The sequence below is a fragment of the Flavobacterium sp. DSP2-3-1 genome, from assembly GCF_049896865.1.
Lineage (GTDB): Bacteria > Bacteroidota > Bacteroidia > Flavobacteriales > Flavobacteriaceae > Flavobacterium.
In genome coordinates this window covers 211,759-229,944 of the sequence record NZ_JAFCVD010000004.1, presented here as the reverse complement: position 1 = coordinate 229,944, position 18,186 = coordinate 211,759, and the positions used below count along the sequence as shown (strand labels likewise).

The 18,186-nt window shown below is 34.7% G+C and carries 17 protein-coding genes; 9 read left to right on the top strand and 8 right to left on the bottom strand.

The genetic code is table 11. The annotated features are described in order from the left end of the window. Nucleotides 1-236: 236 nt before the first annotated feature. Nucleotides 237-3,089: a carbamoyl-phosphate synthase large subunit gene (carB, locus tag ACP7AT_RS06645; protein WP_426063543.1), complete on the bottom strand. Its 2,853-nt coding sequence runs from the start codon at nucleotides 3,087-3,089 to the stop codon at nucleotides 237-239. Nucleotides 3,090-3,246: 157 nt separating this feature from the next. Next, a complete protein-coding gene (gene rpmH / locus ACP7AT_RS06640) occupies nucleotides 3,247-3,408 on the bottom strand; it encodes a 50S ribosomal protein L34 (RefSeq protein WP_007136275.1) in 162 nt (53 codons plus the stop codon). Nucleotides 3,409-3,571: 163 nt separating this feature from the next. On the opposite strand from rpmH, the gene ACP7AT_RS06635 reads away from it, so the two are divergent. Continuing rightward, nucleotides 3,572-4,087 carry a DUF2892 domain-containing protein gene (locus ACP7AT_RS06635; RefSeq protein WP_426063542.1) on the top strand — a complete coding sequence of 172 codons (516 nt, stop codon included), beginning with the start codon at nucleotides 3,572-3,574 and terminating at the stop codon, nucleotides 4,085-4,087. 131 nt (nucleotides 4,088-4,218) lie between these two features. On the opposite strand, the gene ACP7AT_RS06630 is transcribed toward ACP7AT_RS06635, so the two are convergent. Both ACP7AT_RS06630 and ACP7AT_RS06625 read right to left on the bottom strand, forming a co-directional pair. Then, nucleotides 4,219-5,112 (bottom strand): lytic transglycosylase domain-containing protein, encoded by an 894-nt coding sequence (locus tag ACP7AT_RS06630; RefSeq protein ID WP_426063541.1) that lies wholly within the window; start codon nucleotides 5,110-5,112, stop codon nucleotides 4,219-4,221. Nucleotides 5,113-5,153: 41 nt separating this feature from the next. Continuing rightward, the gene (locus ACP7AT_RS06625; RefSeq protein WP_426063540.1) at nucleotides 5,154-5,822 is read right to left on the bottom strand and encodes an alpha/beta hydrolase; all 669 of its coding nucleotides are present in this window, start codon (nucleotides 5,820-5,822) and stop codon (nucleotides 5,154-5,156) included. A gap of 113 nt (nucleotides 5,823-5,935) precedes the next feature. Here ACP7AT_RS06625 and ACP7AT_RS06620 point away from each other — a divergent pair, with 113 nt between their 5' ends. Beyond that, on the top strand, nucleotides 5,936-6,658 hold the full coding sequence (locus tag ACP7AT_RS06620) for a pirin family protein (protein ID WP_426063539.1): 723 nt from the start codon (nucleotides 5,936-5,938) through the stop codon (nucleotides 6,656-6,658). A gap of 23 nt (nucleotides 6,659-6,681) precedes the next feature. Continuing rightward, on the top strand, nucleotides 6,682-6,966 hold the full coding sequence (locus ACP7AT_RS06615) for a GNAT family N-acetyltransferase (RefSeq protein WP_091206953.1): 285 nt from the start codon (nucleotides 6,682-6,684) through the stop codon (nucleotides 6,964-6,966). A 61-nt stretch (nucleotides 6,967-7,027) separates the two neighbouring features. Here ACP7AT_RS06615 and ACP7AT_RS06610 read toward each other — a convergent pair whose 3' ends face one another. After that, nucleotides 7,028-8,662 carry an ABC-F family ATP-binding cassette domain-containing protein gene (locus ACP7AT_RS06610; RefSeq protein WP_426063537.1) on the bottom strand — a complete coding sequence of 545 codons (1,635 nt, stop codon included), beginning with the start codon at nucleotides 8,660-8,662 and terminating at the stop codon, nucleotides 7,028-7,030. Nucleotides 8,663-8,921: 259 nt separating this feature from the next. On the opposite strand from ACP7AT_RS06610, the gene ACP7AT_RS06605 reads away from it, so the two are divergent. Continuing rightward, nucleotides 8,922-9,455, top strand: a complete 534-nt coding sequence (locus ACP7AT_RS06605; RefSeq protein WP_426063536.1) for a murein L,D-transpeptidase catalytic domain family protein — start codon at nucleotides 8,922-8,924, stop codon at nucleotides 9,453-9,455. Nucleotides 9,456-9,534: 79 nt separating this feature from the next. On the opposite strand, the gene ACP7AT_RS06600 is transcribed toward ACP7AT_RS06605, so the two are convergent. Further along, nucleotides 9,535-10,710, bottom strand: coding sequence for a GlmU family protein (locus ACP7AT_RS06600; RefSeq protein ID WP_426063535.1), 1,176 nt, complete (start codon nucleotides 10,708-10,710; stop codon nucleotides 9,535-9,537). A 163-nt stretch (nucleotides 10,711-10,873) separates the two neighbouring features. Then, entirely contained in the window at nucleotides 10,874-11,125 is a 252-nt protein-coding gene (locus ACP7AT_RS06595; protein WP_039109118.1) for a type B 50S ribosomal protein L31, read from the bottom strand. Nucleotides 11,126-11,363: 238 nt separating this feature from the next. On the opposite strand from ACP7AT_RS06595, the gene ACP7AT_RS06590 reads away from it, so the two are divergent. The 5 genes from ACP7AT_RS06590 (at nucleotide 11,364) to ACP7AT_RS06570 (ending at nucleotide 17,390) form a co-directional block, all read left to right on the top strand. After that, nucleotides 11,364-11,897: a DUF4199 domain-containing protein gene (locus tag ACP7AT_RS06590; protein ID WP_426063534.1), complete on the top strand. Its 534-nt coding sequence runs from the start codon at nucleotides 11,364-11,366 to the stop codon at nucleotides 11,895-11,897. A 13-nt stretch (nucleotides 11,898-11,910) separates the two neighbouring features. After that, entirely contained in the window at nucleotides 11,911-12,870 is a 960-nt protein-coding gene (locus ACP7AT_RS06585; RefSeq protein ID WP_426063533.1) for a glycosyltransferase family 2 protein, read from the top strand. A gap of 186 nt (nucleotides 12,871-13,056) precedes the next feature. Next, on the top strand, nucleotides 13,057-14,784 hold the full coding sequence (locus tag ACP7AT_RS06580; protein WP_426063532.1) for a phospho-sugar mutase: 1,728 nt from the start codon (nucleotides 13,057-13,059) through the stop codon (nucleotides 14,782-14,784). Continuing rightward, nucleotides 14,784-16,613, top strand: coding sequence for an ABC transporter ATP-binding protein (locus tag ACP7AT_RS06575; protein ID WP_426063531.1), 1,830 nt, complete (start codon nucleotides 14,784-14,786; stop codon nucleotides 16,611-16,613). Before ACP7AT_RS06580 ends, ACP7AT_RS06575 begins: the two co-directional genes overlap by 1 nt. Nucleotides 16,614-16,688: 75 nt before the next feature. Beyond that, nucleotides 16,689-17,390, top strand: coding sequence for a hypothetical protein (locus tag ACP7AT_RS06570; RefSeq protein ID WP_426063530.1), 702 nt, complete (start codon nucleotides 16,689-16,691; stop codon nucleotides 17,388-17,390). Between the two features lie 11 nt (nucleotides 17,391-17,401). Here the strand turns inward: ACP7AT_RS06570 and ACP7AT_RS06565 are convergent, their stop codons facing one another. Then, nucleotides 17,402-18,124, bottom strand: coding sequence for a hypothetical protein (locus ACP7AT_RS06565; RefSeq protein ID WP_426063529.1), 723 nt, complete (start codon nucleotides 18,122-18,124; stop codon nucleotides 17,402-17,404). Between the last annotated feature and the right edge of the window lie 62 nt (nucleotides 18,125-18,186).

Genomic DNA, 18,186 nt, shown 5'->3' with positions numbered 1-18,186 from the left:
GAAAATTTTAAAGTGAACATGCTAACTTAGCCATCATAGAAAGTTAAGAAATAATCTTAATTTTAATCTATGAAACAAGTGCGCAAAATTTACGAAAAAGCTTTTAAAGAAAAAGCTGTCCAAAGCTAGACTTGGTTGCGTGGCACAATAAAAGCATCTGCACTATTTTACCTTTCAGCAAATTCCACAAAAAAAGCCCCAAACGGGGCTTTTTACATATAACAAAATTCAAGTTTTTATTTACTCAAATACATTTTTCTTCTAGAGTACAATTCGTAAAACTGATCGTCTTTCAAGTCATCAATAAACAAGATGCTTTCTCCTGTTGATTTCATTTCTGGTCCTAATGCTTTGTTCACATTATGGAATTTACTGAAAGAGAAAACCGGTTGCTTGATAGCATATCCTTTCAACTGTGGGTTGAAAGTAAAGTCGGTTACTTTATTATGCCCTAACATTACTTTAGTCGCATAGTTCACATAAGGTTCTCCATATGCTTTTGCAATAAATGGAACCGTACGAGACGCTCTAGGATTCGCTTCAATGATGTAAACGATATCATCTTTTATCGCAAACTGAATGTTGATTAAACCAACGGTTCTCAAAGCCAATGCAATATTTTTGGTATGGTCTTTTATTTGTTGCATTACAAATTCACCTAAGTTAAACGGCGGCAAAGTGGCGTTACTATCACCAGAGTGTACTCCGCAAGGTTCAATGTGCTCCATAATTCCTATGATGTACACATTTTCGCCATCGCAAATTGCATCAGCCTCTGCTTCTATTGCGCCATCCAAATAATGGTCTAAAAGCAATTTATTTCCTGGAATCGTTTTCAATAAATTGATAACGTGCTCTTCTAATTCTTGTTTGTTGATTACAATTTTCATTCCCTGACCACCCAACACATACGAGGGACGAATCAATAATGGAAAGTCCAAAACATCTGCTAGAGCAGAAGCTTCGTCAGCAGTTTCTGCAATTCCAAATTGTGGAAAAGGAATTTTTAAATCGGTTAACAATTCTGAGAAACGTCCTCTGTCTTCGGCTAAATCCAAAGCATCAAAGCTCGTTCCTATTATTTTAATACCGTATTTAGATAGTTTTTCGGCCAATTTCAAAGCCGTTTGACCACCTAATTGAACGATTACGCCTTCTGGTTTTTCATGTTGGATAATATCGTAGATATGTTCCCAGAAAACGGGTTCAAAATACAATTTATCGGCTGTATCAAAATCAGTCGAAACCGTTTCCGGATTACAGTTAATCATGATGGTTTCATAGCCACATTCTTTGGCAGCAAGCACACCGTGAACGCAAGAGTAATCAAATTCGATTCCTTGTCCAATTCTATTTGGGCCAGACCCAAGAACAATTATTTTCTTTTTATCAGTAACAGTACTTTCGTTGTCCACGTAACGAGTACCGTCCGCTTTTTCTATTTCGGCTTCAAAAGTTGAATAGTAATAAGGCGTTTTTGCTTTGAACTCCGCCGCACAAGTATCTACTAATTTAAACACACGATTGATGTTCATTGTAGTTCGCAACGTATGCACTTGGCTTTCTAAACAACCTACCATGTGCGCGATTTGTCTGTCGGCAAAACCTTTTTGTTTCGCTTCCAATAACAATTCTCTTGGCAAAGAATCAACTTTATAATTTGAAATTTCTTTTTCTAACGTATAAAGCTCTTCATATTGTTTTAAGAACCACATATCAATTTTAGTGATTTCATGAATACGACTCAATGGAATTCCCAGCGCGATAGCATCGTAAATCACAAAAACACGATCCCAACTCGCAAAAGTCAGTTTCTCGATAATCTGTTCGTAGTTCGTGTATCCTTTTCCGTCAGCACCCAAACCATTTCTTTTAATTTCCAAAGATTGAGTCGCTTTGTGTAATGCTTCTTGGAACGAACGTCCAATTCCCATTACTTCACCAACGGATTTCATTTGAAGCCCTAAAGTTCGGTCAGCTCCTTCGAATTTATCAAAGTTCCAACGAGGAATTTTTACAATCACATAATCCAAAGTTGGTTCGAATAAAGCCGAAGTCGATTTGGTAATTTGATTTTGCAGTTCATCTAAGTTGTACCCCAAAGCTAGTTTGGAAGCAATTTTTGCAATTGGATAACCCGTTGCTTTTGATGCCAAAGCAGAGGAACGAGACACACGAGGATTAATTTCAATCGCTACGATGTCTTCTTTATCATCTGGCGAAACGGCAAACTGCACGTTACAACCTCCAGCAAAATTTCCGATGCTACGCATCATCAATATTGCATAGTCACGCATTCTTTGAAAAGTCGTGTCAGACAAAGTCATTGCTGGCGCAACAGTGATGGAATCTCCGGTGTGAATTCCCATTGGATCCATATTTTCGATCGAACAAATAATAACAACATTGTCATTTTTATCTCTCAAAAGCTCCAATTCGTATTCTTTCCAACCCATCAAAGCTTTATCAATCAAGACTTCGTGAATAGGAGATGCTTCTAACCCACGAGTCAAAAGTTCGTTAAAATCTTCTTTTTTATAAACAATAGCTGCTCCTGTTCCGCCTAAAGTAAAGGACGGACGAATTACTAATGGAAAACCAAATTCCTGAGCAATTTCTTTTCCTCTCAGATAAGACGTACATATTTCTGCCGGAGCAGATGGCACACCTATTTTTTTAAGCAATTGTTTGAACTGTTCTCTGTCTTCGGTAATATTGATAGCGTTTACATCAACACCAATTAATTTTACTCCAAAATCAGCCCAAATCCCTTTTTCATCGGCTTCTAAACAAAGATTTAAAGCCGTTTGCCCTCCCATTGTAGGCAAGACTGCATCAATCTGAGGATGTTCTTTTAAAATTTGAATAATTGATTTTGTCGTTAAAGGCAATAAATATATATGATCCGCCATTGATGGATCAGTCATGATTGTTGCCGGATTCGAATTGATCAAAATAACTTCGATTCCTTCTTCACGAATAGAACGTGCAGATTGTGATCCCGCATAATCAAATTCACATGCTTGACCAATAACAATAGGACCTGAACCTATTATTAAAACTGATTTTATGGATGTATCTTTTGGCATTTTATAGTATTATTGTGTTGTGTAGTTGTTGTTTTGAAAAGATTAAAATTACTGAACTCAAATCTTTTAACTGTAAATCTTAAACATTTTTTAACGAATAGGTATAAAAAAAGGCGATACTAAAAAAAGTAACGCCTTATTTATGTTTATACAAACATTATTTTTTGTGTCTTGGTTCGCAAGAAACAGTCAATTTATGTCTTCCTTTAGCTCTTCTTCTAGCAAGAACTTTTCTTCCATTCGCAGAAGCCATTCTGTCCATAAATCCGTGCTTATTTCTTCTTTTTCTTTTCGATGGTTGAAACGTTCTTTTGCTCATTGCTTTGTATCTTTAAAATCTTATTTATATGTCTTCTTATTTTGAATAACCGTTATTCTAAAACCGAGTGCAAATATACAAAGACTTTTTTTCCTCACAAGTAGTTTTGTAAAAATATTTTCATTTCATTTTACTATATTTGTGATCTTAAAATAATCACACTATGTTTCACAGAAATATTAAACTTATTATCGCCGGACTTATCATCGCTACTGGCATTTGGCAATTCACAGAAAGCAATATCGGTAATGGAATCTTCCTAATATTATTAAGTGCAATTCCTATATTCCTTTACTTCAAAAACGAATTCATCTTATTGGCTTTCTTAAAACTAAGAAAACAAGATTTTGAAGGTGCCCAAAAATGGTTGGCGTACATCAAAAACCCCGAAACAGCTTTAGTACAAAAACAACAAGGCTATTTCAATTACTTGCACGGAATTATGCTTTCACAAACAAATATCAACAAAGCGGAAAAATATTTCAGAAAAGCAATTGAGTTAGGATTATCAATGGATATGGATTTGGCTGTAGCCAAATTAAACTTAGCCGGAGTTGCCATGACACGCAGAAGAAAATTAGAAGCTACTTCCCTATTGAATGAAGCTAAAAAATTAGACAAACAGAATATGTTGAAAGATCAGATCACAATGATGAAAGATCAGATGAAAAAAATATAATTTATACAACTACAGAAAAAGGGTCAAATGATAACACATTTGACCCTTTTTTTATAGTTTAAGCATTGAAGTCAACGATTTTATAACTCCACTTATATTTTCTTAAATGCCTGATATCGTTTAAAAAATAATTAATACCCTTTTAGAGGAATTTCAATTTGGTATTTTTTACCAGTATCATTTATTAATTTGGTTTCCCTGAGCCAAGGATTGTGTATTTTCAAAATCTTATAATTAATCCCTTGTCCTTTTGCAAATGACGCCAAATCTGTAATCGAACTGTCAATTTCGATTTTCTTGGTTGGCAAAATTTCATACAAATCACCCGGAAGTATATTAAACTCATATTTTACCGGATTCTTCATGATCTCTTTCAAAGCTAAAATCCTAAAAACATAGCGAGACGTTTCTTCCGTAAGCAGCAAATCATAATAGTCAGACACTTTTTGGATTCCAATTTGTTTATTGACACCTGACATTCCCCCATTGTATGAGGCTGCCGCCAAAGTCCAGCTTCCAAATTTTCCTTTGGCACTCAAAAAATAACTGCAAGCTGCTTCCGTCGATTTTTCAAGGTCATAGCGCTGATCTACATTTTCAGTCACTTCTATTCCGCGTTCCTTTGCTGTATCCGGCATGAATTGCCAAACTCCCCGTGCTCCAGCTGGCGAAACTGCATTCACCAATCCGCTTTCAATTACTGCCAAGTATTTGAAATCGTCCGGAATACCATTCTTTTTCAAAATAGGCTCAATTACCAGAAAAGCCCGATTGGCTCTTTTTATCGCTAAAATTGTGGACGCGTGTAAATTCACATTCACCAGCAATTCCCGATCAAAACGTTCCTTTACATCTGATATTTTTAATGGTGTTTCCTCACCGGCAAAGTCTAATTTCACAGGAAAATTAGAAACAATTCCATCTTCAATATTTTTTTGTTTTGCATCATTTGTTGTAGCAAAAACAAATAGGCCACTCGCAAATACTACGGTACTTATTACCGCTACTTTATTAATTAATTTCATCTTTTTCATTTTTATCCTTTCATATCGTTATTAAAGTGTGATTACTTCATTTTTGCCCCCAATATAATCGAAGGTAAATTTTCGTTCAACCATTTGTATTTATTCAAAATCATGATGTGCGTCCCGCCTTTTACAACGATACAATTCTTAATATATTTTATAGGAAACACATCATCCGCATCACCGTGAATGTGAATTACGTTTTCATCAACAACGGTTCTATCCCATAAAATCACTTGCTCCACAGCCCAATTTAAATACCGAATATCCCTAACGGAAAGGAATTTCTCATATAATTTGAGCCGTTGATTTACTTTTTCACCAAAAGAAAACTTAGCCAGACTTTCGATATTTGCAAATAAACTCATCGGAATGAGTTTATAGGCTTTGGTGGTTTTAGCAATTTTTAGTCTTCGAGGAAATTCAGAATTACATCGTACACTCGAAATAATGATAACTTTGCGTGCGTCCACATATTTTGCCATTTCCTGAACTAAGATTCCACCAAAAGAAACACCAATCAAAACGGGATTTTTATGCTTTATTTTTTTTGTAATTCTCTGGGAATAATGCGTTAATGATTCATTGTCCAGCGGAATCTCCCACTCTAATAAATGGATTTCAAATGTGTCTTCGGGAAGTACAATATGCTCAAAAATAGCAGCACTTGATGCCAAACCAGGCATTAGATACACGGGGATTTTACTCATAATTCTTTTAACGATTTTATAACAAAATTTAGTCTTTTTATAGCGAATTTTGTATAAAATTAATTTTTTTATTCAAACCCCATCCGCTTTTTACTTTATATTATCAATAATTTATGACAACGCAACTATTTGAATCAAATACAAGAGGCAAGGCCGATTTTGGATGGCTTAAAGCCAATTTCTCTTTTTCGTTCGGCAATTATTTTAACCCTGAGCGTTTACAATTTGGAATGTTACGCGTTTTAAATGATGACACCATTGCTGGAGGTACAGGTTTTGGTACTCATAGTCACGCCAATATGGAAATCATTACCATTCCACTCGAAGGCGGCTTAGCGCACAAGGACAGTATGGGAAATGAAGGCGTCATTCGTTTTGGAGAAGTCCAAGTAATGAGTGCGGGATCCGGAGTGGAACATTCTGAACTGAATGCGAGTCAGAGCGAAGAGGCAAAAACTTTACAACTATGGATTTTTCCTGACTTAGAAAACGTGCCACCAAGATACGACCAGAAATCATTTGATATTGAGAATCAAATTAATACCTTTGTAAACATTGTTTCGCCAAATGATCAAAATGATGGCAACGCACTTTGGGTTTACCAGAAAACCTTTTTCCATTTAGGAATATTCGAGAGCAATACCAGCGTTACTTACAAAGTACGAATTCCTAAAAACGGTGTTTATTTATTTTTAATTGAAGGCGAAATAGAGGTTAACAACAACGTTTTGAAGGCAAGAGATGCCATGGGAATTACAGATTTTGACGCATTTGAAATCAAGATCAGTACCAAATCAAAAATACTTTTGGTAGAGGTACCAATGAATCAGAGTTAATTATTATGGATGCATCAAGCACTATGGAAATCAAAGACAATACTTTTTCAAGACAATTTGAAACTTTAGTCGATCAAGGATTAGTTTCTGTTGAATATTCTTTTCAGGAAAAAAAGATATTTTTAACCAAAATAAATGTTCCGGAAACGTTCGAAGATGAAGAATTTATTTCTAATTTCCTGAAAAACATAATGGAAATTGCGATTGAACGAAAATTGAAAGTGGTTCCTATTCTTCCAAAAATAGTAGTATTTTTCAAAAAAAATCCTGTTTACAAAGAGTTGCTTCCGCCGGGAATTAGACTGTAACAAAAAGCGGCTGTATTCTAAAAATACAGCCGCTTTTTGATTTATAAAGATTCCAACAAAATTATTTTTCTATCTCTCGCATGCTTTCCATTTTCTTATTAGCCAAGAAACCTGCAATATCTTCAAAATGTTCTACTACTCTTTTGTTTCCAAATTCAAAAACCTTTGTCGCTAACCCGTCCAGAAAATCCCTGTCGTGCGAAACTAAAATCAAGGTTCCGTCAAAATCGCGCAAAGCATCTTTGATAATGTCTTTGGTTTTCATATCCAAGTGATTCGAAGGCTCATCGAGAATCAATAAATTGACTGGTTCCAACAATAATTTTATCATCGCCAAACGCGTTTTTTCCCCACCGGAAAGCACTTTTACTTTTTTGGTAACATCATCTCCTTGAAACATGAAAGCGCCCAGAATATCTTTGATTTTAGTTCGAACATCACCCACGGCAATATCATCAATGGTTTCAAAAATAGTGGCATTTTCGTCTAGCAACGAAGCTTGGTTTTGGGCAAAATAACCAATTTTCGCATTATGTCCAATTTCTAAACTACCGCCATTTATTTCAATTTCTTTCATAATGGCTTTGATCATCGTCGATTTTCCTTCTCCATTTTTCCCTACGAAAGCTACTTTTTCGCCTCTTTCAATCACCATATTTGCATTGGAAAAAACAACATGATCGCCATACGATTTTGACAAATCTTTAACTATCACAGGATATTGTCCAGAACGGGCAGCAGGAGGAAATTTTAGTTTTAAAGCCGAAGTATCCACTTCATCCACCTGAACTATAACAAGCTTTTCTAACATCTTAACACGAGACTGAACGGCATCCGTTTTAGAAAAAGTTCCCTTGAAACGGTCAATAAAAGTCCTGTTATCGGCAATCATGCGCTGTTGCTCGTCATACGCTTTTTGCTGATGCACACGTCTGTCTTTTCTAAGTTCTAAATAATGAGAATATTTGGCTTTATAATCATAAATACGTCCCATTGTAACTTCAATGGTACGATTCGTAATATTATCTACAAAAGCTTTATCGTGAGAAATCACAACAACAGCTTTGGCTGAATTAATCAAAAAATCCTCTAACCATTGAATACTTTCAATATCCATGTGGTTGGTTGGCTCATCTAGTAATATTAAGTCTGGTTTTTGCAAGAGGATTTTGGCCAATTCGATTCGCATTCTCCATCCTCCGGAAAATTCTGAAGTTTGACGATTAAAATCTTCGCGAACAAATCCCAAACCGATCAATATTTTTTCAACTTCGGCTTCATAATTTACTTCTTCTATCGCATAGAATTTCTCACTTAAGTCAGAAACTCTTTCGATTAATTTCATGTAAGCATCACTTTCATAATCGGTACGAATCGTCAATTGCTCATTAATTTCATCGATCTCTGCTTTCATTTGGAAAATCTCACCAAACGCTTTTGACGTTTCTTCCATCACCGTTGCTCCGTCCGTAGTTAATAAATGCTGAGGCAAATAGGCCACAACAGCATCTTTTGGTGCCGAAATATTCCCTGTCGAAGGTTTGCTTTGACCTGCAATAATTTTAAGAAGCGTCGATTTTCCGGCTCCATTTTTACCCATAAGGGCAATTTTATCATTTTCATTTATAGCAAAAGAAACATCGCTAAAAAGTGCAGTGCCGCCAAATTGCACCGAAATATCGTTAACTGTAATCATTTAAATTATAAGATTTTTAGATAATTGGATTATCAGATTTTAAAAATGCAAATATAGATTAATTCAGGAAGAAGCCAATTGATTAAGTTACAACAATAAAAATTTTAAAACATTAAAATATAAAATTTAATCGACTTACAATAATATTCTTTTTTCATAGTTTTACATTTGATAATCAAACGGTTAAAAAAACTAAACTGGTACTAAAACGACACACTTGAATTATTCAGATTATAGGAAATACGCTAAAAAGAACTCTATGAAAAAGACATTACTATTAATTCTTTTATGCTCTTTTAATTTTATTACGGCACAAGAAAATGACGAAATTGTAAAAAAGGCAAACGAGATACAAACAAAATGGGGCTATAAAGCCAAAAATAAAAACATCATAACCCTAATTGATTTTTCAAAATCAATAGAGGAATCCCGACTTTACGTTATTGATTTAAAAAACAGTAAAATACTCCTGACCACTAATGTTGATCATGGATCCGGCTCTGGAACAGGATTAAAACCTCAATCTTTTAGTAATAATGTAGGAAGCAACGCAACTTCATTAGGATGTTACGTAACTCTACAAACGTATAAAGGAATGTGGGGCTATTCATTAAAATTAAACGGCTTAGAAAGTGACAAAAATTCGAATGCTTTAAAAAGAAATATTGTAGTCCATTCGTCTAAAAGAATGTATAGCAAATTCAGCTTGGGTTGCTTTTCTGTTCCGGACCAGAATGCTAACACTCTGATTGACTTAATAAAAGATGGTTCGTTAGTGTATGCCTACCAATAATCAGTTCATTTATTTTTATCTGTAAAATAACGTAAGCCTCAATCAAGAGGCTTACGTTATTTTATATATGATGCAGGAATTATTCTTTTCTCCATTTTTTAGTTTCCTCAAAAACATGTTCTAAAATTGCCGATTCTCTTTCATCAAAATCTACGTTTCGGCGGCTCATCACCAACCGAGCAGTTTCAAACGCTTTTTTTGTGATATAAGTCGTGAATCCTGAAGCACCGCCCCAAGAAAAACTTGGCACAAAGTTGCGCGGAAATCCACTGCCAAAAATATTTGCGCTTACTCCCACTACTGTTCCTGTATTGAACATCGTATTAATACCACATTTGCTATGGTCGCCCATCATCAATCCGCAAAACTGAAGACCTGTTTTAGCAAAACCTTCCGTTTCATAGCTCCACAATTTTACTTCTTCGTAATTGTTTTTTAGATTCGAATTGTTACTATCGGCTCCGACGTTACACCATTCACCGAGAACAGAATTCCCTAAAAATCCATCATGTCCTTTATTAGAATAACCAAATAAAACGGAATTATTGACTTCGCCTCCAATTCTTGAATGCGGACCTACAGTTGTTGCTCCGTAGACTTTGGCACCCATTTTTACAGTTGCATTTTCGCACAAGGCAAAAGGACCTCTGATTACCGAACCTTCCATGATTTCTGAATCTTTACCTATGTATATTGGACCTGTAGAAGCATTTAGAGTAACAAACTCTAATTTTGCACCTTCTTCTATAAATATATTTTCGGAAGCGATGACGTTGACACTTTTGGGAATAGGCTGCGATCTTCTGTCTTCAGTCAAGTATTCAAAATCTTCTCGTATTGCCGCATCATTTTTAGAAAAAATGTCCCAAGTATTATGTACCGTCAAACATTCCTCGTTGTACTCTAAAATTTCATAAGTATCAAAATCTACTTCTTCCTGTTCTTCCGAAGTGTAAAAAGCAATCACTTCATCGCCTTTAAAAATAGCCTGATTCGGTTCCAGATTACTTACCATCTCAATCAAAACATCATTAGGAAGAAAGGACGCATTTATCATTACATTTACCTCTAACTCTACCATTGGAAATTTTTCTGATAAATATTCCTCTGTCAATGTGGTGGTGGTAGAACCCAGACGCATTTCCCATTTTTGACGAATCGTCATGATACCAATAAGAATATCTGCAACAGGACGCGTGAAAGTAAAAGGCAATAAGGCATTTCTGGAAGGTCCGTCAAAAAGTATGTAATTCATAAAATTGTTTATTTGTTGATTCAGTTATTTGTTGATTAGAAATTAGTTCAAACAACTTTCTTTTTTATTATATCGTCTTCAAAGTTACAAAGTTTTAAAATAAATAAAATAAAAAAAGCCTTCCGAAAAGAAAGGCTTTACTATAATTATGAACAAGTTAAAATTATTTAACGTGTTTAGCGTATTTGGTTTTGAATTTATCAATACGTCCTGCAGTATCAATAAGTTTAGATTTACCTGTGTAAAAAGGATGAGAAGTTCTAGAGATCTCCATTTTTACAACTGGGTATTCAACACCATCAACTGTTAATGTTTCTCTTGTATCTGCAGTAGATTTAGTAATAAAAACTTCGTCATTTGACATGTCTTTAAATGCAACTAATCTGTAATTTTCTGGGTGAATTCCTTTTTTCATCTTGTTAATCTTTTTTATTTGTTAATTATAATTTGTCTTGAAGCTTTTCTTCTAACAGAAAAGGTATAAACCCCTTATAACTTTTTGTTTTACAATATTATTTTGAGTCTGCAAATTTACAATTTTTTTCCAATAATCAAATATTTGTCTCACTTTTTTTATATAATCGTAAAAAGTGATTTTTAGCTCCGAATATATTGGGAATTGTTATATTTGTGGATTAATAAATAAACTCTTTATGGAAAATAATGTATCGCCAGCTAAATCTGGAATTTCATATGGCGCCTTGTATGGTGTTATAATGGTCTTGGAGTTCGTAATTATGTATGTAATTGGGATGAAGTCGTTAGTAAATACCAGTTTTGGTATAATTGTAAACATTGCAAATTATCTTATTTTACCGCTTATATTTATTTATATAGGATGCAATCATTATAAGAAAAACATAAACGGTGGATACATTAGTTTTGGTCAATGCTTAAAAATTGGTGTTTCTATCGCTTTTGTAGCAGCAATTATTTATGGTGCTTTTAGTGTAATTTTCAATCTTATTTTTCCTGAATTTATTGATGAAATGGTTTCTATTTCTAAAACTGCGATGTTAAAAGAAAATCCAGAAATGACATCTGAACAACTAGACATGGGACTTTCGATGATGAAAAAATTCTCAAATCCATTAATTGTATTTCCCGTCACTTTAGCTATGTATTCTTTTCTAGGTTTAATTTACTCACTTATAATTGGTGCAATAGTAAAAAACGACAAACCTTAAAGTTTTTAAATTAATGAATTTATCACTACTTATACCGCTTCTTAATGAAGAGGAATCACTTAATGAACTCTATAATTGGATCATCAAAGTGATGCATTCTCATAATTATACGTACGAAATCATTTTTCTGGATGATGGAAGTACTGATAATTCATGGTCTATTATAGAAGGATTTGCCCAAGAAAACCCTCATGTAAAAGGCGTTCGTTTCATGAAAAATTTTGGAAAATCACAAGCGTTGCATGCTGGTTTTGCAAAAGCGCAGGGTGATGTTATAATTACAATGGATGCTGACTTGCAAGACAGCCCAGAGGAAATTCCGGGATTGTATGATATGATTACCAATGGGAAATATGATTTAGTTTCCGGATGGAAAAAGAAACGCTACGACTCCGTAGTGGCAAAAAACCTGCCCTCTAAATTATTCAATTGGGCGGCGAGAAAAACATCGGGAGTGGAATTGAATGATTTTAACTGTGGACTGAAAGCCTACAAAAATATTGTGGTAAAAAACATTGAAGTTTCGGGCGAAATGCACCGATACATTCCGGTTTTGGCAAAAAATGCTGGTTTTGGAAAAATTGGCGAAAAAGTGGTGCAGCACCAAGCCAGAAAATATGGTGAAACTAAATTTGGTATGGAACGTTTCATTAACGGTTTCCTGGATTTAATAACAATTTGGTTTCTTTCAAGATTTGGAAAAAGACCGATGCATTTATTCGGCGCCATGGGATCGTTAATGTTTATTATTGGGGTTTTGCTTGCCGGATATATTGGTATTTCAAAACTATACCATATGTATAATGACATGCGCTACAGCCTGGTAACGAACAATCCTTGGTTTTATATCGCGCTTACCACAATGGTTTTGGGAACACAATTATTTTTGGCTGGATTTCTTGGCGAAATAATTTTGCGTACAAAAAATAATGAAGAGCGTTATAAAATATCAAGTGAAGTTAATTTTTTATAGGTATAATTAAATGAAACGATAATAGTTCTTGTTTGCACAATGCCTAGCCCTGATAGCAGCGGCATCCTTTTTATTTTTTTTCTTTAAAAAAAGAAAAAGATATAGCGAATAGCAGGAAATAGCTCCTAAAAAAAAACAACTGGATTTAAATTTTAATTACAAATTTAGAAACTAAAAAACTATAGCATGGAGATCAAACAAAATATATTGGACGCAGTAAATGAGTGGCTTACGCCAATATTTGACACCGCTACACAAGAAGAGATTAAAGAATTGATGATTACATCGGCTACAGAACTGGAAGAGCGTTTTTATAAAAATCTTGAATTTGGAACTGGTGGAATGCGAGGAGTTATGGGTGTAGGAAACAATCGCATCAATAAATATACGCTAGGAAAAACTACGCAAGGACTTTCTGATTACTTGCATACTGCATTTCCTAACCAACCTTTGAAAGCGGTTATTGCTTACGATTGTCGTCATAATAGCGATACTTTGGCCAAATTAGTTGCGGATGTTTTCTCAGCTAACGGAATCGAAGTGTATTTGTTTTCGGAATTGAGACCCACACCGGAATTGTCATTTGCGGTGAAACATTTAGGTTGTCAATGTGGAATAGTTCTTACTGCCTCTCACAACCCACCTGAATATAACGGATACAAAGTGTACTGGCAAGATGGTGGACAAATTGTGCCACCGGAAGATGAGGGAATCATCTCTGTTATCGAGAATTTAAATTACAATCAAATCAAGTTTACTGCCAATGAAAACTTGATACACTATATTGATACCGAAGTTGATGAAGCTTTTATCAAATCGACTATCGACAATGCCAGCTTTGGAACTTCGGCTGAAGCCAAAGAAAATCTGGATATCGTTTTCACCTCTTTGCATGGGACTTCCATAACGTTAGTGCCTGATACTTTAGAACAAGCGGGTTACACGAATGTGAATATTGTTGAAGAACAAAGAGTGCCGAATGGTGATTTCCCAACTGTAAAATCTCCAAATCCAGAGGAGCCAGAAGCACTGACAATGGCATTGGCTTTGGCTGATAAAACAAATTCGGATATTGTTATTGGGACTGATCCTGACTGTGACCGTTTAGGAGTTGCCGTTAGAAACAACGAAGGCAAAATGATATTGCTAAACGGAAATCAAACCATGATTTTGATGACTGCATTTTTATTGGAACAATGGAAAAAAGCAGGGAAAATCAATGGAAAACAATTTGTAGGTTCTACAATCGTTTCTACTCCTATGATGATGGAACTAGCGACAAACTACGATGTAGAGTGCAAAGTGGGTTTGACTGGTTTCAAATGGATTGCTAAGATGATCAAGGATTTTCCTGAGTTGGAATTCATAGGTGGTGGCGAAGAAAGTTTTGGTTATATGGTAGGTGATGCCGTACGCGATAAAGATGCTGTTGCGGCTACTTTATTGATTTGTGAACTTGCAGCTCAAGCCAAAGCCAAAGGAAGTACGGTTTACAAAGAATTACTACAACTGTATGTTGATAACGGTTTTTATAAAGAATACTTAGTTTCATTGACTAAAAAAGGAATGGATGGTTTGCAGGAAATCAATCAGATGATGATTGACATGAGAGAAAATCCATTGAAAGAAATCAACGGACAACGTGTGATCATGCTGGAAGATTACCAATCATCGATAGCAAAAAATTTGCTTACGGATGAGGAAACCAAAATGGATATTCCAAAATCAAACGTATTGATTTACTACTCGGAAGATGGTTCTAAAATTTGCGCCAGACCAAGCGGAACGGAACCTAAAATAAAATTTTATATTAGTGTAAATACAGAATTGGAATCAGTTGAAGATTTCAACGAAGTAGAAAGCATTTTAAACGAAAAGATTAAAAATATTATTATTGCAATGCAATTGAACTAATGGACAGAAATTTAATAAAATTAATTCCTTTTACTAAACCGTACAAAACTCATATTATTTGGAATGTGATATACAACGTTCTTTATGCGTTGTTCAGCACTATTTCTATGTTGACTCTGCTTCCAGTACTCCAAGTACTTTTTGGAAAAATCAAAACAATTGAAAAAGAGCCAATATATACCGGAATCGGAAATATAAAAGATTACGGAACTGATCTTTTGTATTTTAAAATAACCGAATTAACAAAAGATAACAGTCCTCAGTTTGCCCTTTTACTTGTCGTTTCTTTGGTAATCGTCACTTTTTTATTCAAAAATTTGTTTAATTACCTTGCTTCTCACCACATCATGCACCTCAAAAATGGCGTATTACGCGATTTACGAAAATCAATGTATGATAAAATCATTGAATTACCTATATCCTACTATTCAGAGAAAAGAAAAGGGGATATTATGGCGCGAATGCTGGGTGATGTCAACGAGGTTCAAAATTCTTTTTTTTCGATACTGGAACTGATTGTAAAAGAGCCGTTAACGATTGTATTTGCAATAGTCACCATGTTTTTTATAAGCGTAGAACTAACCTTTTTTGTTCTAGTTTTTATTCCGATTTCGGGATTTATCATTTCAAAAATCGCTAAAAATTTGAGAGCACAATCCTTAGAAGCACAAAAAGAAAGTGGTTTTTTGATTTCAATAGTAGATGAAAGTTTGGGTGGTTTGAAAGTGATTAAAAGTTATAATGCAGAACCTAATTTTAAAAACAGATTCAACGATTCAGTAACCCGATTATTGAATTTATCAAATAGCATTGGAGACAAAAATAATTTGGCAACGCCATTAAGTGAATTTTTAGGAATCACAACAATAGCTGCCTTGTTATGGTATGGTGGTAACTTAGTGTTAATTGACAAAACTCTTGAAGGCGCTGCTTTTATTGTTTTTCTTACTCTGGCCTTCAATATTCTAACTCCTGCCAAAGCCATTTCTAAAGCATCTTATGCCGTGAAAAATGGTTTAGCTGCCGCAGAACGGGTTTTTGAAGTTTTAGAAGTCGAAAATGAAATCACTTCAAAAGAAAATGCCATAGAAAAAAATACTTTCGATTCGAACATAACCCTCAAAAACATTAACTTTAAATACGAAAAAGAAAATGTTTTGAAAGATTTTACGCTTGAAGTCAAAAAAGGACAAACGGTGGCTCTTGTCGGGCAATCCGGAAGCGGAAAAAGTACCATTGCTAATTTGCTCACCCGTTTTTATGACACAAGTGAAGGCGAAATCACCATTGACGGAACAAACATAAAAGATTTTAGTTTAAAATCACTTCGAGGTTTGATGGGCTTGGTTACACAGGACAGCATTTTATTTAATGACACGATCAAAGCCAATGTCGCATTGGGAAAAATAGACGCTACAGATGAGGAAATTATTGAAGCGTTAAAAATTGCCAATGCCTATGAATTTGTCAAAGATTTACCGTTCGGGATTCACACGAACATTGGCGACAGCGGAAACAAACTTTCCGGTGGTCAAAAACAACGATTATCTATCGCCAGAGCCGTTTTGAAAAACCCTCCGATTATGATTCTCGATGAAGCGACATCAGCATTGGATACCGAAAGCGAAAAGTTCGTGCAAGTAGCATTAGAAAACATGATGCAAAACAGAACTTCCATTGTTATTGCGCACCGCCTTTCTACAATTCAAAAAGCAGATTTGATTGTGGTGATGCAAAAAGGAAAAATAGTGGAGAAAGGAAAGCACGACGAACTAATTGCATTGAATGGCATGTATAATAAATTAGTGTCTATGCAATCTTTCGAATAACGATGAAGAACACCGTTTTTCGTGACCATTAAAATCTTTAAAGTATATTATTTTTTAAATCTTTAAGTCTGAAAAATGTACATCAATAATCCCAACATAAAACTTCCAGAAGACCCAGATACTGTTGTTTGGAAATACCTGGACTTGTCTAAGTTTTTAGATTTATTGATGTCCGACAAATTATTCATGTCACGGTCGGATAAATTCGAAGATCAATATGAAGGTACTTTCAGCGAACCCACTTTTGAGGAAATAAAAAAGCTTTCGATTGACAATCCTGACTTTTTGAACTATTACAAAACACATCGAGAAAAAGTAGCGATCAGCAGCTGGCACATCAATGAATACGAATCGTTCGCCATGTGGCAGATTTTTACCCAAAACAGTGAAGGTCTAGCAATTCAGTCTACAATTGGGCGTTTGCAGGACTCGCTTGCGTCAGAAACAAATTTCAAGCAATATATTGGGGAAGTAAATTATATTGATTACAAAAAAGAACACATTCCGTTTGACGATATGTTTTTCCCTTTTTTATTCAAACGAAAAAGTTTTCAGTATGAAGGCGAAGTACGCATCATCACAGACATTGGCGAAAGCGATATAAAAATCAACGAGGGGCTTAAAATCAATGTGGACATCAATCAGCTAATCGAAAAAATTTACATTCATCCCAAATCCGAAAACTGGTATAAAAATCTGGTCATTCAGTTAGTTAAACAACTTGGTTTTGATTTTACCATTGAAAAATCAGATTTGGAAAGTGATATTTTGATTTAAAATCAGTGTTTCTAAATTGGCTCATATCCAATTATTTTCCATTCCTTTTTTGACAAATCAATATAATAATAATTCACCACATCTTTCTTATCAAACTCGCCGTTTTTATTGGTATCCTCAACCGTTCTGTAATACAAACGATTATTAGAACCAATCAATTTCCAGTCGATCAATTCCTGAAAATCAGAAGATATTTTAGTGAATTTATCGCCGCTGATTTCGCTTAAATACAGAGCTTTAATATCACTTGTATCTAATTTTCCATCTTTATTCGTATCCATATCCACCATTGTGTACACCATGATTTGATTACTGGTTTTATCAGCAACCGACTTCAGATACGTAGCTGTTTGAATTAAAACAGGTTTGTCTGTTAATTTTCTGATGGAATCGGAATCGATTTTTTGGAATTTTAAATTCTGCAAAAAACCGGTAATTTCAAATTCGCCATAATTCGATATGGTAAAACTCAAATCATTCACACTCGAAGAGCCATATCTCGATTTTATCCCTTTCTCACGAATACTTAAATCCGCCACAGGATGAATCAAATAATCGGTTCCTTCCATTTGTAACGGCAAATCGGCAATTTGTATCTGACTTGAATCAGCTTTTGCAATTTCTTTTGCTCTACTGGTTCCATCGTAAGTAACTTTGGGTTTTTCAAATTCTTCCTTACAACTCGTTAAAAGCAAAATTGCAATTCCTAATATCGTGATATGTAGTTTTTTCATGTTGTTGTACTATTAAAATTCAAATGTAATCATTTTTAAAAATGGTAACGGCATTCAATACT

Bases quoted from the DNA above. Each gene is read 5' to 3' on its own strand.
- ACP7AT_RS06590 (WP_426063534.1), top strand. From the start codon at position 11,364: ATGGAAAATAATGTATCGCCAGCTAAATCTGGAATTTCATATGGCGCC.
- ACP7AT_RS06620 (WP_426063539.1), top strand. From the start codon at position 5,936: ATGACAACGCAACTATTTGAATCAAATACAAGAGGCAAGGCCGATTTT.
- ACP7AT_RS06630 (WP_426063541.1), bottom strand. From the start codon at position 5,112: ATGAAATTAATTAATAAAGTAGCGGTAATAAGTACCGTAGTATTTGCG.
- ACP7AT_RS06570 (WP_426063530.1), top strand. From the start codon at position 16,689: ATGTACATCAATAATCCCAACATAAAACTTCCAGAAGACCCAGATACT.
- ACP7AT_RS06605 (WP_426063536.1), top strand. From the start codon at position 8,922: ATGAAAAAGACATTACTATTAATTCTTTTATGCTCTTTTAATTTTATT.
- ACP7AT_RS06610 (WP_426063537.1), bottom strand. From the start codon at position 8,662: ATGATTACAGTTAACGATATTTCGGTGCAATTTGGCGGCACTGCACTT.
- ACP7AT_RS06635 (WP_426063542.1), top strand. From the start codon at position 3,572: ATGTTTCACAGAAATATTAAACTTATTATCGCCGGACTTATCATCGCT.
- ACP7AT_RS06625 (WP_426063540.1), bottom strand. From the start codon at position 5,822: ATGAGTAAAATCCCCGTGTATCTAATGCCTGGTTTGGCATCAAGTGCT.
- ACP7AT_RS06565 (WP_426063529.1), bottom strand. From the start codon at position 18,124: ATGAAAAAACTACATATCACGATATTAGGAATTGCAATTTTGCTTTTA.
- ACP7AT_RS06615 (WP_091206953.1), top strand. From the start codon at position 6,682: ATGGAAATCAAAGACAATACTTTTTCAAGACAATTTGAAACTTTAGTC.
- ACP7AT_RS06595 (WP_039109118.1), bottom strand. From the start codon at position 11,125: ATGAAAAAAGGAATTCACCCAGAAAATTACAGATTAGTTGCATTTAAA.
- rpmH (WP_007136275.1), bottom strand. From the start codon at position 3,408: ATGAGCAAAAGAACGTTTCAACCATCGAAAAGAAAAAGAAGAAATAAG.
- carB (WP_426063543.1), bottom strand. From the start codon at position 3,089: ATGCCAAAAGATACATCCATAAAATCAGTTTTAATAATAGGTTCAGGT.
- ACP7AT_RS06580 (WP_426063532.1), top strand. From the start codon at position 13,057: ATGGAGATCAAACAAAATATATTGGACGCAGTAAATGAGTGGCTTACG.
- ACP7AT_RS06575 (WP_426063531.1), top strand. From the start codon at position 14,784: ATGGACAGAAATTTAATAAAATTAATTCCTTTTACTAAACCGTACAAA.
- ACP7AT_RS06600 (WP_426063535.1), bottom strand. From the start codon at position 10,710: ATGAATTACATACTTTTTGACGGACCTTCCAGAAATGCCTTATTGCCT.
- ACP7AT_RS06585 (WP_426063533.1), top strand. From the start codon at position 11,911: ATGAATTTATCACTACTTATACCGCTTCTTAATGAAGAGGAATCACTT.